The sequence below is a fragment of the Cupriavidus sp. MP-37 genome (assembly GCF_020618415.1).
Taxonomy (GTDB): domain Bacteria; phylum Pseudomonadota; class Gammaproteobacteria; order Burkholderiales; family Burkholderiaceae; genus Cupriavidus.
Window position 1 is genome coordinate 3,046,929 of sequence record NZ_CP085344.1, and the last position, 24,392, is coordinate 3,071,320.

Annotated in this window: 19 protein-coding genes; 10 read left to right on the forward strand and 9 right to left on the reverse strand. The window is 70.4% G+C overall.

The genetic code is table 11. The features are described 5' to 3' along the window. Nucleotides 1-164: 164 nt before the first annotated feature. Nucleotides 165-2,213 (reverse strand): NAD(+) synthase, encoded by a 2,049-nt coding sequence (locus LIN44_RS14065; protein WP_227312591.1) that lies wholly within the window; start codon nt 2,211-2,213, stop codon nt 165-167. Between the two features lie 183 nt (nt 2,214-2,396). On the opposite strand from LIN44_RS14065, the gene LIN44_RS14070 reads away from it, so the two are divergent. Then, a complete protein-coding gene (locus LIN44_RS14070) occupies nt 2,397-3,638 on the forward strand; it encodes a GNAT family N-acetyltransferase (protein ID WP_227312592.1) in 1,242 nt (413 codons plus the stop codon). Between the two features lie 16 nt (nt 3,639-3,654). On the opposite strand, the gene LIN44_RS14075 is transcribed toward LIN44_RS14070, so the two are convergent. Continuing rightward, entirely contained in the window at nt 3,655-4,227 is a 573-nt protein-coding gene (locus tag LIN44_RS14075; RefSeq protein ID WP_227312593.1) for a cytochrome b, read from the reverse strand. A gap of 124 nt (nt 4,228-4,351) precedes the next feature. Beyond that, nucleotides 4,352-4,879 (reverse strand): inorganic diphosphatase, encoded by a 528-nt coding sequence (gene ppa, locus LIN44_RS14080; RefSeq protein ID WP_012352043.1) that lies wholly within the window; start codon nt 4,877-4,879, stop codon nt 4,352-4,354. Between the two features lie 210 nt (nt 4,880-5,089). On the opposite strand from ppa, the gene LIN44_RS14085 reads away from it, so the two are divergent. The 5 genes from LIN44_RS14085 (at nt 5,090) to LIN44_RS27645 (ending at nt 10,150) form a co-directional block, all read left to right on the forward strand. Next, nucleotides 5,090-6,526, forward strand: a complete 1,437-nt coding sequence (locus LIN44_RS14085) for an aldehyde dehydrogenase family protein (RefSeq protein ID WP_227312594.1) — start codon at nt 5,090-5,092, stop codon at nt 6,524-6,526. Then, complete coding sequence (locus LIN44_RS14090) at nt 6,519-6,761, forward strand: hypothetical protein (protein WP_115214959.1); 243 nt, start codon at nt 6,519-6,521, stop codon at nt 6,759-6,761. Before LIN44_RS14085 ends, LIN44_RS14090 begins: the two co-directional genes overlap by 8 nt. A 245-nt stretch (nt 6,762-7,006) precedes the next feature. Further along, nucleotides 7,007-7,765: an SDR family oxidoreductase gene (locus LIN44_RS14095; protein WP_227312595.1), complete on the forward strand. Its 759-nt coding sequence runs from the start codon at nt 7,007-7,009 to the stop codon at nt 7,763-7,765. Nucleotides 7,766-7,847: 82 nt separating this feature from the next. Continuing rightward, a complete protein-coding gene (locus LIN44_RS14100; protein ID WP_227312596.1) occupies nt 7,848-9,155 on the forward strand; it encodes an MFS transporter in 1,308 nt (435 codons plus the stop codon). Nucleotides 9,156-9,718: 563 nt separating this feature from the next. Next, nucleotides 9,719-10,150 (forward strand): hypothetical protein, encoded by a 432-nt coding sequence (locus tag LIN44_RS27645; protein WP_370641650.1) that lies wholly within the window; start codon nt 9,719-9,721, stop codon nt 10,148-10,150. Nucleotides 10,151-10,336: 186 nt separating this feature from the next. Here the strand turns inward: LIN44_RS27645 and LIN44_RS14110 are convergent, their stop codons facing one another. From LIN44_RS14110 to LIN44_RS14135, 6 genes are all read right to left on the reverse strand, one after another. Beyond that, a complete protein-coding gene (locus LIN44_RS14110) occupies nt 10,337-16,186 on the reverse strand; it encodes an Hpt domain-containing protein (protein WP_227312598.1) in 5,850 nt (1,949 codons plus the stop codon). Between the two features lie 127 nt (nt 16,187-16,313). Then, nucleotides 16,314-18,536, reverse strand: a complete 2,223-nt coding sequence (locus tag LIN44_RS14115; RefSeq protein WP_227312599.1) for a methyl-accepting chemotaxis protein — start codon at nt 18,534-18,536, stop codon at nt 16,314-16,316. Nucleotides 18,537-18,647: 111 nt separating this feature from the next. Continuing rightward, nucleotides 18,648-19,208, reverse strand: coding sequence for a chemotaxis protein CheW (locus LIN44_RS14120; RefSeq protein WP_227312600.1), 561 nt, complete (start codon nt 19,206-19,208; stop codon nt 18,648-18,650). A 53-nt stretch (nt 19,209-19,261) separates the two neighbouring features. After that, nucleotides 19,262-19,633, reverse strand: a complete 372-nt coding sequence (locus LIN44_RS14125; protein WP_012352035.1) for a PleD family two-component system response regulator — start codon at nt 19,631-19,633, stop codon at nt 19,262-19,264. Nucleotides 19,634-19,671: 38 nt separating this feature from the next. Then, nucleotides 19,672-20,196: a response regulator gene (locus LIN44_RS14130; protein WP_304524180.1), complete on the reverse strand. Its 525-nt coding sequence runs from the start codon at nt 20,194-20,196 to the stop codon at nt 19,672-19,674. Between the two features lie 337 nt (nt 20,197-20,533). Further along, complete coding sequence (locus LIN44_RS14135; RefSeq protein WP_010813017.1) at nt 20,534-20,704, reverse strand: rubredoxin; 171 nt, start codon at nt 20,702-20,704, stop codon at nt 20,534-20,536. Between the two features lie 242 nt (nt 20,705-20,946). Between LIN44_RS14135 and hemL the strand changes: the two genes are divergently transcribed. The 4 genes from hemL to LIN44_RS14155 all read left to right on the forward strand — a co-directional run bounded on the left by hemL (nt 20,947) and on the right by LIN44_RS14155 (nt 24,381). Further along, nucleotides 20,947-22,239, forward strand: coding sequence for a glutamate-1-semialdehyde 2,1-aminomutase (gene hemL / locus LIN44_RS14140; protein ID WP_227312602.1), 1,293 nt, complete (start codon nt 20,947-20,949; stop codon nt 22,237-22,239). A 101-nt stretch (nt 22,240-22,340) separates the two neighbouring features. Further along, entirely contained in the window at nt 22,341-22,979 is a 639-nt protein-coding gene (locus LIN44_RS14145; RefSeq protein ID WP_227312603.1) for a LemA family protein, read from the forward strand. Between the two features lie 14 nt (nt 22,980-22,993). Further along, nucleotides 22,994-23,857 (forward strand): YgcG family protein, encoded by an 864-nt coding sequence (locus tag LIN44_RS14150; protein WP_227312604.1) that lies wholly within the window; start codon nt 22,994-22,996, stop codon nt 23,855-23,857. 20 nt (nt 23,858-23,877) lie between these two features. Beyond that, nucleotides 23,878-24,381, forward strand: a complete 504-nt coding sequence (locus LIN44_RS14155; RefSeq protein ID WP_227312605.1) for a TPM domain-containing protein — start codon at nt 23,878-23,880, stop codon at nt 24,379-24,381. Nucleotides 24,382-24,392 lie beyond the last annotated feature (11 nt).

Sequence of the window (24,392 nt, forward strand, 5' to 3'; positions counted from 1 at the left end):
GCCCTTGCACGCTTGCATTTCCGCCAGAACAACAGCCGGCGCGGCCGCTGCGTGGGCTGACGCGCATCCGGAGCCGTCCGCGCCTGTGGATAACCCTGTGGGCAGCCGCTGGAGAACCTGTGCATAAACCAGCACTCAAGCGCCACACCAACCGGGCCCGGCGCTCAGTCCGGCACCTTCTCCAGGTCGGCCAGCCACACCACCGACTCCGAGTCACTGGGCGCGCGCCAGTCTCCGCGTGGCGACAGCGAGCCGCCCGACCCCACCTTGGGCGCATTCGGCACGCATGAGCGCTTGAACTGGCTGGTGCGGAAGAAGCGGTCCAGGAAGATCGCCAGGTTGCGCTTGATGTCGGGCAGGCCGTACTGGTTGCGCACCACGTGCGGGCCGTTGGGCCAGATGCCGCGCTCGCGGTCGCCCCAGGCATGCTGCGCCAGGAAGGCGATCTTCGACGGGGTAAAGCCGAAGCGCAGCGTGTAGTAGAGGTTGAAGTCCTGCAGCTCGTATGGGCCGATGGTGCTCTCGGTCTTCTGCTCGGGGCCGTGGTTGCTGTCGCCGGGGATCAACTCGGGGCTGATGTCGGTGTCGAGCACCGCCAGCAGCACGTCCGAGCCGCCGTCGCCCACCTGCCCGGTCTCGGCGACCCAGCGCACCAGGTGCGAGATCAGCGTCTTGGGCACGCTCGCGTTGACGTTGTAGTGCGACATGTGGTCGCCCACGCCATAGGTGCACCAGCCCAGCGCCAGCTCGCTCAGGTCGCCGGTGCCGATGACGATGGCATGGTGGAAGTTGGCCAGCCGGAACAGGTGGTTGGTGCGCTCGCCCGCCTGCACGTTCTCGAAGGTCACGTCGTAGATCTTCTCGCCGGCGGCATAGGGGTGGCCCAGGTCCTTCAGCATCGCCAGGCACGACGGCCGGATATCGATCTCGGTCGCGCTGCATCCCACCACCTGCATCAGCTGGCGCGCCTGCTGCAGCGTGCGGCCGCTGGTGGCGAAGCCCGGCATGGTGTACGCCAGGATATTGGCGCGCGGCAAGCCGAGCCGGTCCATCGCCTTGGCGCAGACCAGCAGCGCATGGGTGGAGTCGAGCCCGCCCGAGACGCCGATCACGACCTTGCTGATCTTGCTCGCCGACAGCCGCTGCACCAGGGCCTGCACCTGGATGTTGTAGACCTCCATGCAGCGTTCGTCGCGCTGGCGCGGATCGGCCGGCACGTACGGGAAGCGCGCCACGTTGCGCTCCAGCGGCAGCGACTTTTCCAGCGTCAGGTCGAGCGGGAAGCGCACCACGCGAAACTGCTCGACCTCGGCCTTGTGCCGCCGCACCGAGTGGCCGAAGGTCACCTGGTGCATGCGCTCGCGCGACAGCCGCTCGACGTCGATATCGGCGAACAGCAGGTGCGAGGTGTCGGCAAAGCGCTCGGACTCGGCCAGCAGCTCGCCGTTCTCGCAGATCAGCGCCTGGCCATCCCAGGCCAGGTCGGTGGTCGACTCGCCCTTGCCGGCCGAGGTGTACAGGTAGGCCGCCAGGCAGCGCGCCGATTGCTGCGACACCAGCTGGTGCCGGTAGCCCGACTTGCCGACCACGATATTCGATGCCGACAGGTTGACCAGCACCGTGGCCCCGGCCAGTGCCGCGAACGACGACGGCGGGATCGGCACCCACACGTCCTCGCAGATCTCGGCGTGGAAGCGGAAGTCGGGGATGTCTTCGAGGTCGAACAGCAGGCCGGCGCCGAACGGCACCTCCTGGCCCAGCAGCTGGATCGACGTGACCGCGGCGTTGTCGGCGGCGCTGAACTGCCGGGCCTCGTAGAACTCCCAGTAGTTGGGCAGGTAGGTCTTGGGCACCACGCCCTGGATGCGTCCGCGCGCCACCACCACGGCGCAGTTGAACAGCTGGTGCTCGACCCGCAGCGGCATGCCCACGATCAACGCCGCCGGCAGCTTGCGCGAAGCCTCGACGATGGTCGCCAGCGCCGCCTGGCAGGCATCCAGCAGCGCGCGCTGGTGGAACAGGTCATCGCAGGTGTAGGCCGACAGCCCCAGCTCCGGGAACGCGACCAGCACGGCGCCGCGCTGCGCCGCCTGCGTCGCCAGGGCGATGGTCTCGTTGGCGTTGAAGGCCGGGTCGGCCACGCGGCAGACCGGCACGCCCACCGCGACGCGCGCAAAGCCGTGCGAATACAGGTTGAAAAACAGGTTTTTCATATCGGGGCCTTGGTGTTGGGAGTCGTGCGCTGGGCCGCTGGACCAGCCGCAGGTGTGCGGGTCGCCCGGTGCATCCGTGGATGCCTGCGAAAGCACTATTGACCAGGATGCTCCATTTTACGACGCCGGCCCGGGCGCGGGGTTTCCGGTAGACTCGACCGCTCCACAGAGGAAACTGGTGCCATGCAGTCTGAATCATGCGTGCCCGGGCAGGGCCAGCCGGCACGGCAAACGCGCAACGAAGCCGGCGATGCCGCCCCGGAATACCGAACCGAGATCGTCTCCGACCTGGGCCAGATCGATGCCGCCGCCTGGGACGCCCTGGTGGCGCGCCATGCCGATGCCACGCCCTTCCTCAAGCATGCCTTCCTGCACGCGTTGCACGCCAGCGGCAGCGCCTGCGCCGAAACCGGCTGGCATCCGCGCTACCTGACCTTGTGGGCGCCGGCCACGGCGGGCTGCCCGGAACGGCTGGCCGCCGCGATGCCGCTCTACGCCAAGGCGCATTCGTATGGCGAGTATGTCTTCGACTGGGCCTGGGCCGATGCCTATGCCCGCAACGGCATCGAGTACTACCCCAAGTGGCTGGCGGCGATCCCGTTCACGCCGGTGCGCGGCGCGCGGCTGCTGGCCGAAGACGCCGAGGCGCGCCGGCTGCTGCTGCAGATGGCGCTGGCGCTGGCCGCCGACAGCCAGATGTCGTCGCTGCACATCCTGTTTCCGGACGAGGCCGAGGCCGCGCTGATGGAAGGTGCCGGCATGCTGATGCGGCACGGCGTGCAGTTCCACTGGACCAACGACGGCTATGGCAGCTTCGACGACTTTCTCGCCACGCTGTCGCAGAAAAAGCGCAAGAACATCCGCGCCGAGCGCCGCCAGGTGGCCCAGGCCGGCATCACCTTCCGCCGCCTGCGCGGCGCGCAGATCGACGACGAGGCATGGAAGTTCTTCAACCGCTGCTATCGCCAGACCTACCGCGAGCACCATTCCACGCCCTACCTGAACCTGGATTTCTTCCGCCGCATCGGCGCGGCCATGCCGCAGCACCTGCTGCTGGTGATCGCCGAGCGCGCGGGCCAGCCCATCGCCAGTTCGCTGCTGGTCTATGACGAGTCGCCCGAGGTCAGCACCCTCTACGGCCGCTACTGGGGCGCGCTGGAGTACCACGCCTGCCTCCACTTCGAGACCGCGTACTACCAGCCGCTCGAGTTCTGCATCGAACATGGCATCGGCACCTTCGAGGGCGGTGCGCAGGGCGAGCACAAGATGGCGCGCGGCTTCCTGCCGGTGGCCACGCGCTCGGCCCACTGGCTGGCGCATCCCGCCTTTGCCGATGCGGTCGAGCGCTTCCTGGCGCGCGAGCGCCAGGGCATCGACGCCTACCTGGACGAGCTGGGCGAGCGCAACCCGTTCGCGCGCGCCTGAGGCCGCGAGGTCGCGCTCAGCGCCACATGCGCCGCAGCGTGTCGTCGCCCAGCATGTAGTGGTGGAACAGCGCCGCCATCGCATGCAGGCCGATGACCAGGTAGAACGCGGTACCCAGGGTTTCGTGGATTTCCTTGACGCTGTCCTTCAGCGCCGGGTCGGGCGCGACCAGCGCGGGCACTTCGAGCCCCAGCACCGGCAGCGCCAGCAGGTGGCCGTCGGCATTCATCGCCAGCAGGCCCAGCAGCGGCTGGGCCAGGATAAACAGGTACAGCACCCAGTGCATGGCCGCGCCGGCCCGCTGCATCCAGCGCGCGCCTGGCTCCGGCGCGGGCGCCCCGTGCAGCAGGCGCCACAGCAGGCGCGGCACGGCCAGTACCAGCACCAGCGCGCCGGCCCATTCATGCACCGCCATCGCCAGCGCGCGCGGCGGCGTGCCCTTGGCGAAGTTGCCCTTCAGCTCGATCGCGGCATAGGCCAGCGCGACCAGCAGGAACACCGCCCAGTGGAAGACCACCGCCAGCCGGCCGTAGCGGCGCGACGGCGACAGGGCTTGCGGCAATGCCCGGATTTCGGTGATGGGATTCATGGGGACTCCTCTTGTCAGCACCCGCATAGCGTAGCGCAAGGCACTTGCCCGGACCCCGGCCTGCATCAAGCGCGCGGCAACAAAAAACCCCGCCGCAGCGGGGTTCATTCAGCGGCGGTGCAGCTTACTTCTTGTAGTTGGCCACGCCGTCGGTAATTTCCTTGTGGGCTTCCTCGATGCCGGCCCAGCCTTCCACCTTGACCCACTTGCCGGCCTCCAGTGCCTTGTAGTGCTCAAAGAAATGCTTGATCTGGTCGAGCAGGTTCTGCGGCACGTCGGACAGGCCCTTCATGTAGGCCGTTGCCGGCGACAGCTTGTCGACCGGAACCGCCACCAGCTTGGCGTCGACGCCGGACTCGTCGGTCATCTTCAGCATGCCGAGTGCGCGGCAGCGCACCACCGCGCCGGCCAGGATCGGGAACGGCGACAGCACCAGCACGTCCACCGGGTCGCCGTCGCCCGACAGCGTTTGCGGGATGTAGCCATAGTTGGCCGGATAGCGCATGCCGGTGCCGATGAAGCGGTCGACGAACAGCAGGCCGGTTTCCTTGTCGGCCTCGTACTTCACCGGATCGCTCTGGGCCGAGATCTCGATGATGACGTTGAAATCGTTGGGGATGTCCTTGCCCGGGGATACGAGATTGAAGCTCATGCGGTTCTCCAGATGCCTGCGGTGTGTGTTGGATGGCGGGCATTATAGCGGCTCATGCCTGACCGCAGGCTGACAGGCCGGCATGCCGCGGCGCCTTGCAGCGCGGCCGGCGTCGGCGATAATGGCGCATTCTTCAGCCGTCGCTGAATAGCGCAGCGCCCCCGCTGCCCTGCCCCTCTGTTGTTGCACCCTGCTGCCCCGGAGCCATCCATGCACGCCCAGCACTTCGTCGCCAACCGCCTGATCGCGCCCGACAACGGCCTGCGCATCAAGGTGTTCGATCCGTCCAACGGCGAGCCGTTCGCCGAGATCGCGCGCGGCAACGCCACCGATGTCAATGTCGCCGTCCATGCGGCGCGCCAGGCCGCCGACGGCGCCTGGGGCCAGATGGCCCCGGCCGAGCGGGTGCGCCTGCTCAACCGCGTCGCCGTGGCGCTGATCGCCCACGAAGAAGAGCTGGCCGCGCTCGAGGCCCGCGACACCGGCAAGCCGCTGCGCCAGGCCCGCGCCGACGCCCGCGCGGTGGCGCGCTACTTCGAGTTCTACGCCGGCGCGGTCGACAAGCTGCACGGCCAGACCATTCCCTACAACCCGGGCTACACCGTGCTGACCGTGCGCGAGCCGCACGGCGTGACCGGCCACATCATCCCGTGGAACTACCCGCTGCAGATCTTCGGGCGCAGCGTCGGCGCGGCGCTGGCCGCCGGCAACGCCTGCGTGGTCAAGCCGGCCGAGGATGCCTGCCTGTCGCTGCTGCGCGTGGCCGAGATCGCCGCCGAGGCGGGCCTGCCCGAAGGCGCGCTCAACCTCATCACCGGCTACGGCCACGAGGCCGGCGCCGCGCTGGCGCGCCATCCCGGCATCAACCACATCTCGTTCACCGGCTCGCCGCAGACCGGCAAGCTGGTGTCGCAGCTGGCCGCCGAGAACCACGTGCCGGTCACGCTGGAACTGGGCGGCAAGTCGCCGCAGATCGTGTTTGCCGATGCCGACCTCGACGCGCTGGTGCCGGTGGTGGTCAACGGCATCGTGCAGAACGCCGGCCAGACCTGCTCGGCCGGCAGCCGCCTGCTGGTCGAGCGCCCGGTCTATGACGCGCTGCTCGACCGGCTGGCGTCGGTGTTCGAATCGCTGCGCGTGGGTCCGTCCGAGCTGGACCTGGAATGCGGCCCGCTGATCAGCCGCAAGCAGCAGCAGCGCGTATGGGACTTCGTCTCGGATGCGCAGCACGCCGGCGTGGCGGTGATGGCGCAGGGCCAGATCGTCGCCGAGGCGCCCGAGGCCGGCTACTACCAGGTGCCGATGCTGTTCCGCGACGTGCCGCCCGCGCACCGGCTGGCGCAGGAAGAGGTGTTCGGCCCGCTGCTGGCGGCGATGCCGTTCGACACCGAGGCCGAAGCCATCGCGCTGGCCAACGGCACGCCCTACGGACTGGTCGCAGGGGTCTGGACCCGCGACGGCGGGCGCCAGCTGCGCCTCGCGCACAAGCTGCGCGCGGGCCAGGTCTTTATCAACAACTACGGCGCCGGCGGCGGCGTGGAGCTGCCCTTCGGCGGCAGCGGCCAGTCCGGCTACGGCCGCGAGAAGGGCTTCGAGGCCCTGTACGGATTCACCACCCTGAAAACCATCGCCATTCAACATGGGTAACATCAACTTCCTGTCCGTCGCCTTTGCCATCTTCTTTTTCTGGATGGCATGGCATGTCCGCAACAAGCGCGCCACCAATCCCTCCGGCATGCCGCGGCTGCAGGTGTTCAAGCGCAAGTGGGGCGACGTGATGGGCGACCGCGTGCACTGGTGCCTGTATGTGGCGCTGCCGTTTTTGCTGGCGCTGATGATGGTGGCGAATGCGCTGCGGGGGCGGGGGCCGTTTTCGCATTGAGGTTGTCCGCGTGGCGCGTTGCTGTCGCTGGCATGGTCTGCCGCCCGTAGCAAAGGCTCCCCTCTCCCGCGAAGTGGGAGACGGGTGGGGGTGAGGGCCGGAGCGTCAACGAAGTGAAGCGCGTCGCCCTTGCCAGCGCCCGCCCTCACCCCCGCCCCTCTCCCGCAAGCGGGAGAGGGGAGCAAACCCGCAGGACTTGATCACTCGGCAGCAAGCACAGTACCCACACCAGAAAGGAGACAAGCATGAGACTGGCCAACAAGGTAGCGATCGTCACCGGCGGCGGTTCCGGCTTCGGCGAAGGCATTGCCCACACCTTTGCGCGCGAAGGCGCCCACGTGGTGGTGGCCGACCTGCGCGAGGAAGCGGCCGAGCGTGTCGCCGCGGCGATCCGTGACGCCGGCGGGCGTGCCCGCGCGGTGCGCGCCGATGTCTCGCGCGCAGCCGACACCGAGGCCATGCGCGACGCCGCGCTGGCCACCTTCGGCGACGTGCATATCGTCGTCAACAACGCCGGCACCACCCATCGCAACAAGCCGATCCTGGAAGTCACCGAAGACGAGTTCGACCGCGTCTATGCCGTCAACGTCAAGAGCATCTACTGGTCGGCGCGCGCCTTTATCCCGCATTTCCGCCAGCGCGGCGGCGGCGTGTTCGTCAACATCGCTTCCACCGCCGGCATCCGGCCACGCCCGGGGCTGGTCTGGTACAACGGCAGCAAGGGCGCGGTGATCACCGCCAGCAAGGCCATGGCCGCGGAGCTCGGCCCGGACAATATCCGCGTCAACTGCGTCAACCCGGTGATCGGCGCCACCGCGCTGCTCGAAGAATTCATGGGCATGCCCGACACGCCCGAGAACCGCGCGAAATTCCTCGCCACCATCCCGATGGGGCGCATGTCGACGCCGCAGGACGTGGCCAACGCCTGCCTGTACCTGGCCTCGGACGAAGCGGCCTTCATCACCGGCACCTGCATCGAAGTCGACGGCGGCCGCTGCGTCTGAGCCGCGCGCCGGCCCGCCTGCCCTGTCGTACGGTAGCTGCAAGAACGCGTCACACAGAAACGCCCTTTCTTCAGGAGACAGCATGACAACGACCGCAGTGAATCCCGGCGTCAGCGACGCCGCCTTTGAAGATGCCACCTACCGCAAGGTCAGCTGGCGCCTGGTGCCCTTCCTGCTGCTGTGCTACGTGGTGGCCTACCTCGACCGCGTCAACGTGGGCTTCGCCAAGCTGCAGATGCTGAACGACCTGCAGTTCAGCGAGACCGTCTACGGCCTCGGCGCCGGCATCTTCTTCATCGGCTACTTCCTGTTCGAAGTGCCGAGCAACGTGATCCTGCACAAGGTGGGCGCGCGCATCTGGATCGCGCGCATCATGATCACCTGGGGCGCGATCTCGGCGGCGATGATGTTCGTCACCACGCCGACCATGTTCTACGTGCTGCGCTTCCTGCTGGGCATTGCCGAGGCCGGCTTCTTTCCCGGCATCATCCTGTACCTGACCTACTGGTACCCGGCCAACCGGCGCGGGCGCACCACCACCTTCTTCATGACCGCGATCGCGCTGTCGGGCGTGATCGGCGGGCCGCTGTCGGGCTGGATCATGCAGTCGTTCGACGGCCATAACGGCTGGGCCGGCTGGCAGTGGATGTTCCTGCTGGAAGGCATTCCGTCGATCCTGGTGGGGCTGTGGGTGCTGGCCTACCTGGATGACCGCATCGCCCACGCCAGGTGGCTGTCGGCCGAGGAAAAGGCGCTGCTGGAGCGCAATATCGCCAGCGAGAACGCGCACAAGGAAGACCCGCCGGTGCGCACCGTGCTGTCCAGCCCGCGCGTGTGGCTGATGAGTGCGATCTACTTCTGCTTCGTCATGGGCCTGTACGGCGTCAGCTTCTGGCTGCCGACCATCATCAAGCAGACCGGCGTCAAGGGCGCGCTCGACATCGGCCTGCTGACCGCCATCCCCTATGGCTGCGCGGTGGTCGGCATGGTGCTGGTGGCCTACAGCGCCGACCGCAGCGGCGAGCGCCGCTGGCATATCGCGCTGCCGGCGCTGGCCGGCGCGCTCGGCCTGCTGCTGTCGGTGCAATGGCACGGCGACACCACGCTGGCGATGGTGGCGCTGACGCTGGCGACGATCGGCATCCTGACCACGCTGCCGCTGTTCTGGAGCCTGCCCACCGCCTTCCTGGCCGGCACCGGCGCGGCCGCGGGCATTGCGCTGATCAACTCGCTGGGCAACCTCGCCGGCTTTCTCAGCCCGTACGCGGTGGGCTGGCTCAAGGACCTGACTCACAGCACCGATTCCGGCATGTACCTGCTGGCCGCGTGCCTGGTGGTGGGCGCGGCGCTGACGCTGTCGGTGCCGAAGCGGCTGGTGAGCCGGAAGTGAAGTCGCTCGCGCGCCGCTTGCCGGCTTGAATGCGCCGTCGGCTGACGCGGATGTAGGACCACGCCCGGCAGTGTTGCGTATTCCTGGGCCCTAGCATGAAAAAGAGACACCCGGAGTGATCCCGACGGGGTCCTCCGGGGCATCGGATTTTCAAGCTTGCCAAGGAGGCCACGATGCCGCAACTGCCCCCGTTTGCCCCTACCCGTTCGCTGAAAGTGGTCGAAGCGCGCCTGGCACGCCGCTCGCGCGTGAAGCGCCTGGTGCTCGCGCTCAGCGCCGGCGTGGTCGCGCTGCTTGCGCTGGTGCCTGCCGCCAGCCATGCGCAGGCGCCCGTGGTCGATGCCAGCGCCGTGCCGGCAACGCCTGCGGCCCCGGCCCCTGCACCAGGCACCATGGCCCCGACGCCGGGCGTCGCCACACCGCCCGCCACCACTGCACCGCCGGCCGCCACCGTGCCACCCTCGACCACGGTGCCGCCAGCGGCCCCGATGCCGCCTGCCGCCCAGCCCGCGCCCGGCATAGCGGCGCCGGCGACGGCGACACCGCCGCCGACGGCTTCACCGATGCCCGCGCCCACCGGCACGCCGCCTGCAACGCCCGCGCCGCCGCCCGTGGCAGCCCCGGCACAGCCCCGGCCGCCGCTGACCGTGCCGCCCCCGCCGCCGCCACGTGACGCGATGGTGCAGCGCCAGGCCGGCCCGGTCGCCTATATCTGCGGCGGCGTGGCGGAGGACGAGCAGGTCGCGCTGCAATCGCAGGCGCGCAAGTACAACATGAGCCTGCTGTTCACGCAGGGCGCGCGCGGCGAATACCTGTCGGATGTCGACGTCAAGCTGATGCGCGGCGGCAAGGAAGTCGCCAGCTTTGTCGCCGACGGCCCGCGCTGCCTGCTGAAGGCGCCGTCGGGCACCTACAACGTACGCGCGACGTACCAGGGCCGGACCAAGACCATGACGGTCAGCACCAACAGCAAGAATGCGCAGCTGCGGTGGTAGTGGTGCTGAAACGCGGTTGCGCTGTGCCTGACCCGCTTTGCATGACCGATTGGGTGCTCCCTCTCCCGCTGGCGGGAGAGGGTTGGGGTGAGGGCGGGAGCATCGACGAAGTGAAGGCCGACGCTATTGCCAGCGCCCGCCCTCACCCCCGCCCCTCTCCCGCAAGCGGGAGAGGGGAGCAAACCCTCACCCTCCCTGCCCATCCCCCAGCATCTGCGCCACCGAACCCGCCGTCCCCGCCGCCCGCTCACCCAGCAGCCGGTGCAGCGTCCCCAGCAGTTCATCCTCGTTATAAGGCTTGCCCAGGTACACGTTGACGCCGATTTCCTCGGCGTAGCGGCGGTGCTTGTCGGCGGTGCGCGAGGTGATCATCACCAGCGGCAGATGCGCGGTGCGCGCGTCCGAGCGCACGTTGCGCGTCAGGTCGAAGCCGTCCATGTGCGGCATCTCGATATCGACCAGCATCGCGTCCGGCATCACGTCCTGCAGCTGCTTGAGCGCGTCGACGCCGTCGCGCGCCAGCACCACGTGGTAGCCGGCGCGGCCGAGCAGGCGCTGGGTGGCTTTGCGCACGGTCAGCGAATCGTCCACCACCATCACGATAGGCTGCGCCGCCAGCCCGGGCACGGGCTCGGCGCTGCCGTCGCCCGCCAGTTCCGCCACCGCGCCCGGCTGCGGCGCGACGGCAGGCTGCTGCGCGGCTTGCCGCAGCGCCGGCGGATCGAGCGGCAGCGACCGGCCGCGCTCGCGCACGAAGCGCTGCGCCAGCACCACCGGGTTGTAGATCAGCACGATCTCGCCATCGCCGAGCGTGGTGGCGCCGGCAATGCCTTCCAGCCGCGCCAGGTGCGGGCCGATGTGCTTGACCACCACTTCGCGGTTGCCGACCACGTCGTCGACATGCACGGCAACGCGCTCGGCGCCGCTGCGCACCAGCACCACCGGCGAGTACTTGCGCCCCGCCGGCGCGGCCTCGCCGTGTTCCAGCAGCGCGCCGAAGTAGAAGAACGGCACCTCGGCGCCAGCCACGGCCAGGCGGCCGTGGTTGTACGCGTCCAGCAGCGCCGGCGCGCGCAGTTGCTGCACCTGGTCGATCATGCCGCTGGGCACCGCGAAGCGGCGCGCGCCGAGCGTGATCACCAGCACCTGCGTGATCGCCGTGGTCAGCGGCAGGTGCACGGTAAAGGTGGTGCCCTGCCCGGGCTGCGACGCCAGCGTGATGCGCCCGCCCAGCGCCACGGTCTCGGCGCGCACCACGTCCATGCCGACGCCGCGGCCGGCCAGTTCGGAGACCGCCTCCGCGGTGGAAAAGCCGGGGGTGAAGATCATCTCGGTCAGGCGTGCTTCGCTGGCGTCGTCGTCCGGCGCCAGCAGCCGGCGCTCGACCGCGCGCGCGCGGATGCGCGCGAGGTCCAGCCCGCCGCCGTCATCGATGAAATGCAGCACCACCTCGTTGCCTTCCTGCTGCACCTCCAGCGTCAGCGCGCCGGTGGCGGGCTTGCCCGCGGCGCGGCGCTGCGCGGCGGGCTCGATGCCGTGCGCCACCGCGTTGCGGATCAGGTGCTCGATCGGGCCGGCCATGCGGTCCAGCACCGAGCGGTCGATCTCCACCGTGCCGCCCTTGATCAGCAGCCGCACTTCCTTGCCGGTCTCGGCCGCGGCCTGCCGCGCCACGCGGTAGAGGCGCTCGGCCAGCGCGTCGAACTGCACCATGCGCGCCTGCATCAGCCCGCGCTGCAGCCCGCGCGTCAGCCGCGCCTGCGCGGCCAGGTCTGCGCCGGCGCGGTCGAAACCGCGCTGCAGGTTCTGCTCGACGGTGGCGACGTCGTTGACCGACTCGGCCATCATCCGCGTCAGCTCCTGGAAGCGCGTAAAGCGGTCGAACTCGAGCGGATCGAATTCCTGCTTGTGCTGCGCATCGGCAATGCGCGACGCCATCTGCGATTCGGCCTGGATCTCGATCTCGCGCAGCTGGCCGCGCAAGCGCGCGACGTTGTCGTTCAGTTCGCCCAGGTAGGCGCGCATCGCCTCCAGCTCGCTGTCCAGGCGCGCGCGCGTGGCGCCGACCTCGCCGGCCTCGTTGATCAGCGTGTCGAGCGCGCGCGCCTGCACGCGCACCAGCGCGCGCTGCGGCTCGGCCGATGCCAGCGGCGCCAGTGGCGCGGCCGGCGGCATCGGCACCATCACGTCGGCCGGTCCGGGCACCGCGGGCAGTCCGGGCGCGGCAGCCTCGGACGCGCCGGTAGCTTCGGCGGCTTCAGGCTGCGCCGTGGCGGCGTCGACCGGCGGCTCGGGATCGGCCAGTCCGTTGACCACATCGGCATCGTCGGCCGGCAGCAGGCGGCCGGCCTGCAAGGCTTCGGCATGCGCCAGGATGCGGTCGTACCAGGCGTAGAGCCGCGCGAATACCTGCGCCGCAACCGGCTGGTGCGCCTGCTCGCGCAGCGTGCTGTCGAGCAGCGTCTCCATCTCGTGCGCGGCCTGCCCCAGCGCCATCGCGCCGGCCATGCGCGCGCTGCCCTTGAGCGTATGCAGCGCGCGCAGCACCAGCCCGCCATGGCGCGCGTCGTCGGGCGCGGCTTCCCAGCCGCGCAGCAGCTTGCCCAGTTCGGGCAGCGAGCCCTGCGCCTCTTCCAGGAAGATCTGCACCAGTGCCGGGTCGGGTGCGTTGCCGGTGTCGCCGGCCGGCGCCTCGGGCGCACGCGGCGCGGTCGGCAGCGCGATCACGACCGCGTCATGCGCGGTGGCCGGCGGCGCTGCAGGGGCTTCGGCGCCTTCGTTGGCGTCGTTGGCGTCGTTGGCTTCATCGGACTCCGCCGGCGGCGGTGCGGGCACCGCCACGCGCGGGCGCAGCAGGGCGCGCTCGCCAAACTCGACCAGGCTGCGGCGCAACGCGGCATCGGCCTGCGGCCAGATGCCGGCGGCAAACTGGTGCAGCATGCCGCGCATGCGCTCGGCGGCCTGCTCCAGCAGGCGGAAATCGCCCGCATGCATCGCCACCGGATGCGCGCCCAGCTGCAGCAGCAACGCTTCCAGTGCCTCGGCGATTTCGCGCACCGGCTCCAGGCCGACGGTCGACGCGCTGCCCTGCAGCGTATGGGCGACGCGCAGCGCCAGCTCGCTCGGGCATGGATGCGCTTCATGCCGCCACTCGGAGATATCGGTGGCGAACTGGCGCAGCAGGCCGTCGGCCTCCTGCAGGTAGACGTTGTACAGCGCCAGGCCGATGCGCACCGGGCCGATGACCTTGTAATGGTCGTCCTCGTCCGACAGGCCGCCGGCCAGGCGGAACGGGATCACGTTGTCGTCGGGCGTGCCGGTGTCGGCGGGGGCGTCAGCATCGGCGTCGGTGACGGCTGCGTCCGGATGCTCGTGCGGCGCTTCGTCGCCAACCACGTCAGGCAAGGCCTGCGCCACGTCCGCGGCGGTGCCGGCATCGCGCACCGCTTCGGCGGCCGCGACCAGCGGCGCGATGTCGTGCCACGCCGCGGCATCGCCGTGCAGCCGCGCCACCCATGCCGACAGCTCGGCATGCGCGCGGCGCAGCAGCGCCAGCAGCGCCGGCGCGGGGGCGCGCGCTTCGGCAATCCACAGGTTCATCACCTGCTCCACCGCCCACGCCGCCTCGCCGTAGCGATGCAGCCCCACCATGCGGCTGGAGCCCTTGAGGGTATGGAACGCGCGCCGCACCCGGCTCAGCATGTCGGCATCGCGCAGCGCGTCGACGCCGGCGCCGAGGTCGCCGGCGATGCCGCCCAGCACCTCGTCGGCCTCGTTCAGGAAGATGTCTAGCAGCTCGGCATCGATGGCGGCGTGGTCGCCGGCCGCGGGCAGCGCCGGTGAGGTCACGCCGGCCGCGCCGGTCGGCACTGCCGCGGGCTCCGCCGGGATCGCGGCGAGCGCCATCACCAGGCGCGCGCCGGCGTCGTCGCTGCCGGCCAGCCAGGCGTTGCACTGCGTGATGGCGTCGGCGGCCTGGCGGCGCAGCGCGGCATCGTCGTCGATGGCGGCCTGGTCGGCCAGCGCCTGCAGCGCGGCACGCAGCCGCTGCGTGGCCGGCGCATCGGCGACGGCGCCGGCACGCAGGGCTTGGTCGGCGGCACTGCGCGCCGCGTCCAGCGGATGCTGCGGCGCGTGCGTGTCGTCAGCGACCACGACATCGGGCAATGCCTCGGCGTGGCCGGCCCGGCCGAACTCGAGGGCATCGGCGAACGCATGGACCACGCCCAGTTCGGCCGCCACCGCGCGCAGCAGCGCCGCACGCGCGCCGGCGTCGGCCAGCTCGCCCGCATCGGCAAGCCGTGTCTTGACGGCCTCCACGGCGGCGCAGGCCTGCGCGGCCTCGCCGGCCAGCGCACCCGGCAGCGCCGCCGACGCCTGCAGCTGCGCCAGCGTTGCCGCCAGCGCGGCGAAGGCCTGGCGCGCGTCGCGCAGGGGCGCGGCGCCGTCGGCGCGCGCCGCATTGCGGTCATAGCTGTCGAGCCAGGATTCGCCGCTGTCCAGCTGCGCGCGCAGCTGCGCCACGGCTTCGCTGCGCAGCGCCTGCGCGCGCGCGTCGTCGACCATGCGCGCCAGCCAGGCCGGCGCGGCGCCGGCATCATCCGCCAGGCAGGCGGCCAGCGCGTCGCACTGCGCGGCAAAGCGCGCCGCGGCTGGATGGGCGGACTGTCCGTGCACGCGCCACGGCAGCGCCAGCGCACGCGACAGGAACAGCGCGATGCCAGCCGCGCCGAGCGCATCGGCGGCGCCGCGCTCGCGCCCCGGCATGGCGGCCTGCGCCAGGCAGCGCTGCAGCGGCGGCTGCGCCAGCGGCAGCGCCGCCTCGGCCAGCGCCGCCAGCGCGGTCTCCCAGGCAGCCTGGTCGGCGGCGGCGGCATGCTCCAGCCCGGCCGCGGCCTGCTGCAGGTTGCGCGTGTCGATCGGGTCGAGCCAGCCGTAGTAGCGCAGCCGGAAATCGGCATTTGCCTGCGCATGGGCGGCATCGAGGCGGAACGCCGCCAGCGTGCGCGCGATCTCGGCGCGCAGCGCCGCCGCGTCGTCGTTGCCGTGCTCGGCCAGCCCGGTGCAGACCAGCAGGAACACCGCGTCGTTCAGCAACGCCTGCGGCACGCGCACATGGCCCTGCTGGTACTGGCGCAGCAGCAGGTTGGCGCGCCCGGCAAAGCGCTTGGCCAGCAGGTCCGACGGCAGCAGGCCCAGCGCCAGCGCGCGGCACACCAGCCCAAGCACGTGCCAGACACCGCGGTCGGGATGGTCAGCGGCGCGGCGCGCTTCCTGCTCGTTGGCACGCAGTTCATCCAGCGCCGTGTGCAGCGGCAGCCAGGCTTCGCGCAGCAGCGCCGCGTCGTCGCATGGCGTCGGCAGGCGCAGCGCCTTGAGCAGCGCCGACTCGAACTGCTGGCGCGCGCGCGTGACCGCGGCCGGCCCCTTCGGCGGCAGCAGCATGCCGGGCAGCATCTGCAGCTCGTCAAGCCACAGGTCGGCCGGATGCACGCGTTCTTCGCCGAGCCTGGCGAGCACGGCGGCATAGGGCTGGAACAGGCGCAGCGGAGCCTCGTCGTCGCCGGCCATCAGGTCGTCGACATACTCGGCCAGCGCCTGCACGCCGGCGCGGAATACCGCCAGCGCCTCGGGGCCGGCGGCCACGGTGCCGGCGTCGATGGCATCGAGCAGGCGGCGCAGCGCCTGGCAATACGGATCGGTGCCGCGCAGCCCGACGATATGCACCGCGCCGGCGGCCTGGTGCAGGTGCTGGCCGGCCAGCCGCAGCGAGGTGGTATCGCGCGCGCCCAGCGCCTCGGGCGCCTGGCGCACTTCGTCGACATAGTGGCCGAGCTCGGTGGCGGCGTCTTCGAGCGCGCTGCGCAGGCTGGGCGCCAGCCACGCCAGGCCGGACAGGTCGCGCGCGGTGCCGTTGTCGGGCGCCGGCACCGCGCTGGCCGGCAACGGTGCGGGCTCGGGTTCAGGCAGGGCGTCGGGGCCGGCCGGCATGCCGGCCGCGGCCGCATCGCGCGGGATCGGGGAATTCAGGGACATGACGGCTTCCAGTGCGGCGCCGGCACGGCAGCCGCAGGCCGCCCGCCGCAACGGGCGGCGGGCGCGGAGTTGGCATAAGGCGCGGGGCCGCGGTGCGCGGAAGCGGTCGCAGGCGTCATCCGGCCACTCAGGCGATCTTGAAGCGCGACACCGAGTTGCGCAGCTCCTCGCTCAGCAGCGTCAGCTGGCGCACCGACTGCGCGGTCTGGCGCGTGCCGGTGGTGGTCTGCTCGGTGACCTGCAGGATGCGTTCGATATGGCGCGCCACGGTGGTGGCCAGGTCGGCCTCGTGCGAGGTGGACTGCGAGATCTGCTCGATCAGCTCGGCCAGCTGGCGCGACACGCGCCCGATCTCGACCAGCGCGGCACCGGCGTGGTCCGACAGCCGTGCGCCCTCGACCACGCCCTGGGTGCTGCGCTCCATCGCGTGCACCGCGTCCTGGGTATCGGTCTGGATGGTGCGGATCAGCGCGCCGATCTGCTTGGTGGCCTCGCCGGAACGTTCGGCCAGCCGCTGCACTTCTTCCGCCACCACCGAGAAGCCGCGCCCGGCCTCGCCCGCCGACGCCGCCTGGATGGCGGCGTTGAGCGCCAGCACGTTGGTCTGCTCGGTAATGTCCGAGATCAGCTCGACGATCTCACCGATCTCCTGCGACGACTCGCCGAGCCGCTTGATCCGCTTGGAGGTTTCCTGGATCTGCTCGCGGATGTCGTTCATGCCGGCGATGGCGTTCTGCACCGCCTGCTGGCCTTGCTCCGCGGCCGACAGCGAGGCGCGCGCCACATTGGCGGACTCGGCCGCGCCGCGCGACACCTGCGTGATGCGGTCGGCCATCTCCACCACCGACTCGCCGGTCTGGCGGATCTGGCGCGACTGCTCTTCGGTGGTCGACACCAGCTGGGTCGAGGTGGCCTGCACCTGCCCCGACGCCTGCGTCACCTCGCCGGCGGTCTGCTGCACCCGACCGACCAGCTCGCGCAGTTCTTCCACGGTGTAGTTGACCGAGTCGGCAATGGCGCCGGTGATGTCCTCGGTCACGGTGGCCTGGCGCGTCAGGTCGCCGTCGGCAATGTCCTGCAGCTCGTTCATCAGCTGCAGAATCGCCTTCTGGGTGTTGTCGTTGTTGCGCTTTTCGTCGAGCCGGCGGGCCTCGGCCTCGCGCTCGCGCGCCTCGGCCTCGAGCGCGCGCATGCGCGAATCGCGCAGGTACAGCGCTGCCAGGCCGACCAGGCACAGCAGCGTCAGCGCCGCCGACACCACGGTCGCGCCCAGCGTCACCGGACGGCTGCGCGCCGACTCCGCGTAGGCGCGCTGCAGCGCCGACAGTTCGGCGCGCAGCGCCTCGTTGTCGTTGAAGATCTGCTGCTGCGCGCGCTTGGCGGCGATCAGCCCGGGCAGGTTCTGCAGGATGGTCTGGGTGGTCTTCTGCACCGACTCGAAGCGCTGCGACAGCTGCTGCAGGTAGCCGCGCGTTTCCTCGTCGGCGGCGGCGGACAGCCGCAGCGCCTCGCTGCCGTTGAGCAGGCCGTCCAGGGTCTCGCGGAAGGTGTTGGTGTCCTTGCCCAGCAGGAACGCGGTCTCGGGGTTGACGCCTTCGCCGGCCAGGAACTCGTTCAGGTTCTTGCCCAGGCGCTGGGTCAGCATCACCAGCTGCGCCGAGGCCGCCACCTCGCGCGCATTGGCGCCCGACTGCAGCTTGATCGCGGCCACCTGTTCGGCGGACTCGAGCAGCTCGGGGTTGGAGGCGTTGAAGATCTGCAGGGTCTGGCCGATGGTGGTCAGCACGGGCTGCTGCGCCAGTACGTCGGCGGCGCTTTTCTCGGAGCGCGCCCATGACTGCATGGCGGCCTGCAGCAGCGGTTCGGCCGCGCCGGTAGTGGCGCGCACGCGCTTCTCGTCGCTGCCTTGCTGCAGCGCGTTCAGGTCGCCCGACAGCGCGTCCCGGGACTGGCGCAGCTGCGTGAAGGCCTGCGCATTGCCCAGCAGCGCGACCGGCACCGCCTTGCCCAGGCGCTGCGAATGCATCAGCATGTCGCCGGCCACCTCGATCTGCGCGGCGGCGTTGTTGGCGATGCGGTTATCCAGGTACACCGAGCCCAGCAGCGCCACCAGCGACACCACCACGCCCACGGTCAGCAGCCGCTGCTGCGACGCGAACGGCATGCGGCCGAGCCAGCGGCCGAGGTGCTCCAGCGGCGTCGGGCCCAGCCCCGCGGCGGCGGGCGGCAAGGGCGCGGGTTCGGGGCCCCCGGCATAGTCCATGCCTGGCTCGTCGGGACCTCCGGCGAGGCTGGTGGCAGCGTCGGCGGCCGGCGTGCGCCGGCCCAGGCTGAATCTGTTGAAACCCATGGCACCCTCTTCCGTTTTATCGTTGTCATGCCCGGCGGCTCGTGCCGGGTGCGGCAGGCGCTGGCCTGCGCGCCGTCATTGTCTGTGCCTGGCGTGGCCGGCCCGCGCGCGTCAGGCGGTGGCCCGGCCGGCCTGCAGGAAGGCGGGCGCGTCCAGCAGCGCGCGCACGTCCAGCACCTGCCAGTCGCGGCCCTCGCGGTCGGCATAGCGCTGCCCCTCCCAGGGCGGCGCCGCGTCGGGATCGGATGCGGCGTCGCCGTGCGGCAAGCCCAGGTCCGCCGCATGGCGCAGGCCGGCCACGCGCGTGGCCAGGATCGCGCAGGCGCGTTCCGCGTCGCGCGACAGCACCACGATCTTGCTGCCCGGCTGCAGCGGCGTCGGCGCACCGCCGCAGAACAGGCTGAAATCGATCACCCCCAGCAGGCTGCCGCGCGCGTTGACCAGGCCGCTGTACCACGGCTGCGTCAGCGGCACCGGGCTGGGCTGGCGCAGGTCCAGCACCTCGCCGGCATCGGCCAGCGGCAGCAGCCAGTGGCGCGTGCCCACCTGCAGCGCCAGGTAGCTGTCGGCGGCCGGCAGGCTGCGCGCCTCGCGCAGGCGCCGGGCCAGCATGGCCTGGTAGTCCTGCAGGCGCGTGTGGCGGGCGCGGAGGTCTTGGCGTGGCGCGTTCATGGCGGTCCCCGGAACAGGTGGCAGTGGCTTGCCGTGCGGCCGGCGCAGGCGGCTCAGTGCGCCAGCGCGGCGATCTTGCCCAGCAGCTCTTCGCCGTCGACGGGCTTGACGATGTAGTCCGACGCGCCCTGGCGCATGCCCCAGATGCGGTCGGTGTCCAGGCCCTTGCTGGTGCACATGATCACGGGGATGTCCTTGAAGCGGTCGTCGCGCTTGATCGCGCGGGTCGCCTGGTAGCCGTTCTGGCCGGGCATCACCACGTCCATCAGGATCAGGTCGAAGGCTTCGGCCTGAAGGCGGGCGAAGGCCTGCTCGCTGTTGCTGGCGACCGCGACCTTGAAGCCGCGCTTGCCGAGCAGGTCGGACATGAACAGGGCTTCGGTCGGGGAGTCATCGACGATCAGGATCTTGTGAATGGCGGTCATGAGGTTTTCCTTCGATTCGTACACGGCGTGCCTGCAGTTCAGGCGGGCAACGCCTCGCCCGCGGGCTGGCATGGCAGGCAGGCCTGCACGGCCTGCAGCAGCGCGTCGCGGGTGAATGGCTTGGCAAGGTGGTCATGCGCGCCGACCAGGCGGCCGCGCGAACGGTCGAACACGCCGTCGCGCGAGGACAGCATGATCACGGGAATGGCGTGGAAACGCGGACTCTTCTTGATCAGCGAACAGGTCTGGTAACCGTCGAGCCGGGGCATCAGGATGTCGCAGAAGACCAGGTCGGGGTGCAGCTCGCCCACCTTGGCCAGCGCCTCGAAGCCGTCCTCGGCCAGCATCACCTGGTACCCGGCCTGCGCCAGGAAGATCTCCGCGGTACGGCGGATGGTGCTCGAGTCGTCGATGACCAGCACCTTGCGGCGCGGCGGCGCGATCTCGTGCATGAGGTCCTGCTTGATGTCCGGCGCGGTACCCGGAACAGGAACGCCAGGCGCCAGACCCTGGGCGCCGGCGGTATTGACCCGCTGGTTTTCTTCTAGATGAGCGACCCGCATGTTGTTCCCGCGACCAGCGGCTCCTGGCGGAGCGCCGGCAAGCACCAGAGAACACCCGTGCGGAGCAACGCGACCCATGCGCGCCCCGACGGACCCCCGAAATTCTATTTATTTCCCTTCCAAGGCCGGGCTGAGCCCGGCAGCGGCGATGCGTGACCCCGCATCTGCCCGCCGTCCTCCACGCCAGGGGCGAAGGGACGGCCAGTCATTTTTGCAACAGAGTGTGACAAGACGCCGGGGGGCCGTCAATCCGGTACCGCCAGGCCCTGGCGGCGTTCTGTCGCATCGGCGCGACGGGCGCGCCTGCCATGTTGTTGTTCTTCTGAATAGAGGCCGCTCAGATCGCGACCATCTCGAAATCTTCCTTGCGCGCGCCGCATTCCGGGCAGGTCCAGTTGATCGGCACGTCTTCCCAGCGGGTGCCGGGGGCGATGCCGTCTTCCGGCGCGCCAGCGGCTTCGTCGTAGATCCAGCCGCAGATCAGGCACATCCAAGTCTTGTATTCCATAACAGGCTCTGGCCACTCTCCATTAAAATCCAGCGCAGATGGTACCGAAACCGTGCCGCCGGCGCCAGCCGCGCGAGGACCGGAATCGTGCCAGTTCCGCCGTGTTCGCACCCGTTAGCGCCTTGTTAGCGCACGATTGGCGGGCAATTGCAGCGAACTCCCGCTGTTTTTGCCGCATGTCAACGCCAGGCCCGGAGGCCTGCCGAGCACGATCCCTGCAGTCCTGTCCTCACCTCAACGCCATGTCCCGTAATCAGCAGCTTTTCGACCGCGCCCAGCAGACCATTCCCGGGGGCGTCAATTCGCCCGTGCGCGCCTTCCGTTCGGTGGGGGGCACGCCGCGCTTCATCACGCGCGCCGAGGGCCCGTATATGTGGGACGCGGACGGCCAGCGCTATATCGACTACATCGGCTCGTGGGGCCCGATGATCGTCGGCCATGCCCATCCGGAGGTGGTGCGCGCGGTCCAGCAAACCGCCGCGCACAGCTTCTCGTTCGGCGCCCCGACCGAGGCCGAGATCACCATGGCCGAGGAAATCTGCAAGCTGGTGCCGTCGATCGAGCAGGTGCGCCTGGTCTCTTCGGGCACCGAAGCCACCATGAGCGCGCTGCGCCTGGCGCGCGGCTTCACCGGCCGCGACCTGATCATCAAGTTCGAGGGTTGCTACCACGGCCACGCCGACAGCCTGCTGGTCAAGGCCGGCTCCGGCCTGCTGACCTTTGCCGACACCACCCGCAACGCGCCGTCGTCGGCCGGCGTGCCGGCCGACGTGACGCGCCACACCATGGTGCTGGAGTACAACAACGTCGAGCAGCTGGAACAGGCCTTCGCCCGGCATGCCGGCGAGATCGCCGCGGTGATCGTCGAGCCGGTGGCCGGCAACATGAACCTGGTGCGCGCCAGCGCTGCCTTCCTGCAGGCCATGCGCGAACTGTGCAGCCGCGACGGCGCGGTGCTGATCTTCGACGAAGTCATGACCGGCTTCCGCGTGGCGCTGGGCGGCGCGCAGGCGCACTACGGCATCCGTCCCGACATGACCTGCCTGGGCAAGGTCATCGGCGGCGGCATGCCGGCGGCGGCCTTCGGCGGCCGGCGCGACATCATGGCCAGCCTGGCGCCGCTGGGCGGCGTGTACCAGGCCGGCACGCTGTCGGGCAACCCGCTGGCGGTGGCGGCGGGCCTGACCACGCTCAAGCTGATCCAGGCGCCCGGCTTCTATGACCGCCTGGCCGCGCAGACGCGCAAGCTGGCCGACGGCCTGGCCGAAGCCGCGCGCGCGGCGGGCGTGCCGTTCGCCGCGGATGCGGTCGGTGGCATGTTCGGCCTCTATTTCCGCGACGGCGTGCCCGGCAGCTTCGCCGAGGTCACGCAGAGCGACACCGCGCGCTTCAACCGCTTCTTCCACGCCATGCTGGACCACGGGGTCTACCTGGCGCCTTCGGCGTTCGAAGCCGGCTTCGTCTCCGCGCAGCACGACGACGCCATCCTGGACGCCACCTTCGACGCCGCGCGCAAGGCCTTCGCCGCGGCCTGAGGCGGTTCGCGGCAGGCGGCGCATGGTGCGCCGCTTGCTGCACGCCTGACCACAAGGGCGGTGCGCTACACTTGGGTTTCGTCCAATCGCCGGAGCCTCCGATGCGCGCATTCTTGTCCCCTTCGTTGCCCACTCCGCTGCCCACCCGCTCGCCCCTGTCCGTGTTGCGCTGGCTGGTGCTGGCGGTCATGGCCAGCCTGCTGTCCGCCTGCGGCTACAACGACTTCCAGGCCAAGGACGAGGCCGTCAAGGCAGCCTGGGGCGAAGTCATCAACCAGTACCAGCGCCGTGCCGACCTGATCCCCAACCTGGTCAACACCGTCAAGGGCTACGCCTCGCACGAGCGCGAGACGCTGGAAGCGGTGACCAAGGCGCGCGCCGCCGCCACCAGCATCCAGGTCTCGCCCGAGACCCTGAACGACCCCGAAGCCTTCAAGCGCTTCCAGCAGGCGCAGGGGGAATTGTCCGGGGCGCTGTCGCGCCTGCTGGCGGTGTCCGAGAACTACCCGCAGCTCAAGGCCGATGCCTCGTTCCGCGACCTGCAATCGCAGCTCGAAGGCACCGAGAACCGCATCACCGTGGCACGGCAGCGCTATATCGCCGCCGTGCAGCAGTACAACGTGCTGGCGCGCAGCTTCCCGACCAACCTGACGGCGATGATCTTCAAGTACCCGGTCAAGCCTTCGTTCACCGTGGAAAACGAGAAGGCCATCTCCACCCCGCCCGCGGTCAAGTTCTGATCGGAATGGCAGCGATGCGCCACCCCCGGCGTTGGTTCGCGCGGCACGGCTGGCTGGCCGCCGCCCTGCTGTGGCTGGGCGCCCTGCTCTACGGCCCGGCGCTGGCCGCCGACGGCTTCGTCGCGGTGCCGCCGCTGACCCAGCGCGTCACCGACCTGACCAACACGCTGACGCCGCAGCAGCGCGGCGCGCTGGAAAACGTGCTGGCCGAGTACGAGCAGCAGCGCGGCAGCCAGATCTTCGTGCTGATGGTGCCGACCACCGATCCGGAACCGATCGACGCCTACAGCATCCGCGTGGCCGACGCCTGGCGCGCCGGGCGCCAGGGCATCGACGACGGCGTGATCGTGCTGATCGCCAAGGACAACCCACCGGGCCTGCGCAAGATGCGGCTGGAGGTGGGCCGCGGCGTGCAGGGGTCGCTGACTGACGCCATGTCCAAGCGCATCCTGCAGGACGTGATGGCGCCCCACTTCCGCCAGAATGATTTCTACGGCGGGCTCGCGGCCGGCATCTCGGCAATCCAGGCCACCATCGACAAGGAGGGCCTGGCAGCGCCGCAGCGCAAGGCGCAGCAGGCCTCGGCGCTTGACGACTGGCTGCCGGCGCTGCTGCCGCTGGCGATCATCGTGTTCTTCTTCCTGAGCGCGATCCTGCGCCGGCGCGGGCCGCAGATCGTCACCACCCGGCGCGGCCGCGACGTGATCGCCGGCGGCCTCGGCGGCCTGGGCGGCTACACCATCGGGCAAGACTGGGGTCGGCGCAGCGGCGGCTGGGGTGGCGGCTTCGGCGGGGGCGGAGACAGCGGCGGCTTCGGCGGCTTTGGCGGCGGAGGCGGCGGCGGCTTCGACGGCGGCGGCGCCTCCGGCAACTGGTGACAGCACGAGGAACGACAACCATGCCGCATCTCAAACGCGCCCTGCACCATATCGCCACCACCGCCGCCACCACGCGCAAGCATTTTCCACCGGAAGCGCAGCAGCAGCTGCACCACGCCGTGCATGCCGGCGAATCCAGCCACCGCGGCGAGATCCGCGTGGTGATCGAAGCCAGCCTGCCGGTCGGCGACGCCTGGGCCGGGGTCACCCCGCGCGAGCGCGCGCGCTTCCTGTTCGGCGCGCTCGAGGTCTGGAACACTGCCGACAAGACCGGCGTGCTGCTCTACATCAACCTCGCCGACCACGCCGTCGAACTGCTGGCCGACCGCGGCATCGACGCCAGCGTGGGGCCCGTCACCTGGCGCGAACTGTGCGACGAACTGGCACAAGGGCTCAGGCAGGACCTGTCGGTGCGGCCGGTGCTGGCCACGGTGGCGCGCATCCACGGCTTGCTGGCCACGCACTTCCCGTCGGACGGAGGGCACAACCCGAACGAGCTGGACGATCGTCCGGTGTTTCTATAGTCCTTGGTACC

Excerpts from the sequence above, each read along its gene's own strand:
- LIN44_RS14075 (WP_227312593.1), bottom strand. The coding sequence starts at position 4,227 with ATGAATCCCATCACCGAAATCCGGGCATTGCCGCAAGCCCTGTCGCCG.
- LIN44_RS14135 (WP_010813017.1), bottom strand. The coding sequence starts at position 20,704 with ATGGAATACAAGACTTGGATGTGCCTGATCTGCGGCTGGATCTACGAC.
- LIN44_RS14120 (WP_227312600.1), bottom strand. The coding sequence starts at position 19,208 with ATGAACGCGCCACGCCAAGACCTCCGCGCCCGCCACACGCGCCTGCAG.
- LIN44_RS14155 (WP_227312605.1), top strand. The coding sequence starts at position 23,878 with ATGCCGCATCTCAAACGCGCCCTGCACCATATCGCCACCACCGCCGCC.
- hemL (WP_227312602.1), top strand. The coding sequence starts at position 20,947 with ATGTCCCGTAATCAGCAGCTTTTCGACCGCGCCCAGCAGACCATTCCC.
- LIN44_RS27645 (WP_370641650.1), top strand. The coding sequence starts at position 9,719 with ATGCCCGCGCCCACCGGCACGCCGCCTGCAACGCCCGCGCCGCCGCCC.
- LIN44_RS14150 (WP_227312604.1), top strand. The coding sequence starts at position 22,994 with ATGCGCCACCCCCGGCGTTGGTTCGCGCGGCACGGCTGGCTGGCCGCC.
- LIN44_RS14085 (WP_227312594.1), top strand. The coding sequence starts at position 5,090 with ATGCACGCCCAGCACTTCGTCGCCAACCGCCTGATCGCGCCCGACAAC.
- LIN44_RS14100 (WP_227312596.1), top strand. The coding sequence starts at position 7,848 with ATGACAACGACCGCAGTGAATCCCGGCGTCAGCGACGCCGCCTTTGAA.
- LIN44_RS14145 (WP_227312603.1), top strand. The coding sequence starts at position 22,341 with ATGCGCGCATTCTTGTCCCCTTCGTTGCCCACTCCGCTGCCCACCCGC.
- LIN44_RS14125 (WP_012352035.1), bottom strand. The coding sequence starts at position 19,633 with ATGACCGCCATTCACAAGATCCTGATCGTCGATGACTCCCCGACCGAA.
- LIN44_RS14095 (WP_227312595.1), top strand. The coding sequence starts at position 7,007 with ATGAGACTGGCCAACAAGGTAGCGATCGTCACCGGCGGCGGTTCCGGC.
- ppa (WP_012352043.1), bottom strand. The coding sequence starts at position 4,879 with ATGAGCTTCAATCTCGTATCCCCGGGCAAGGACATCCCCAACGATTTC.
- LIN44_RS14110 (WP_227312598.1), bottom strand. The coding sequence starts at position 16,186 with ATGTCCCTGAATTCCCCGATCCCGCGCGATGCGGCCGCGGCCGGCATG.
- LIN44_RS14065 (WP_227312591.1), bottom strand. The coding sequence starts at position 2,213 with ATGAAAAACCTGTTTTTCAACCTGTATTCGCACGGCTTTGCGCGCGTC.
- LIN44_RS14130 (WP_304524180.1), bottom strand. The coding sequence starts at position 20,196 with ATGCGGGTCGCTCATCTAGAAGAAAACCAGCGGGTCAATACCGCCGGC.
- LIN44_RS14115 (WP_227312599.1), bottom strand. The coding sequence starts at position 18,536 with ATGGGTTTCAACAGATTCAGCCTGGGCCGGCGCACGCCGGCCGCCGAC.
- LIN44_RS14090 (WP_115214959.1), top strand. The coding sequence starts at position 6,519 with ATGGGTAACATCAACTTCCTGTCCGTCGCCTTTGCCATCTTCTTTTTC.
- LIN44_RS14070 (WP_227312592.1), top strand. The coding sequence starts at position 2,397 with ATGCAGTCTGAATCATGCGTGCCCGGGCAGGGCCAGCCGGCACGGCAA.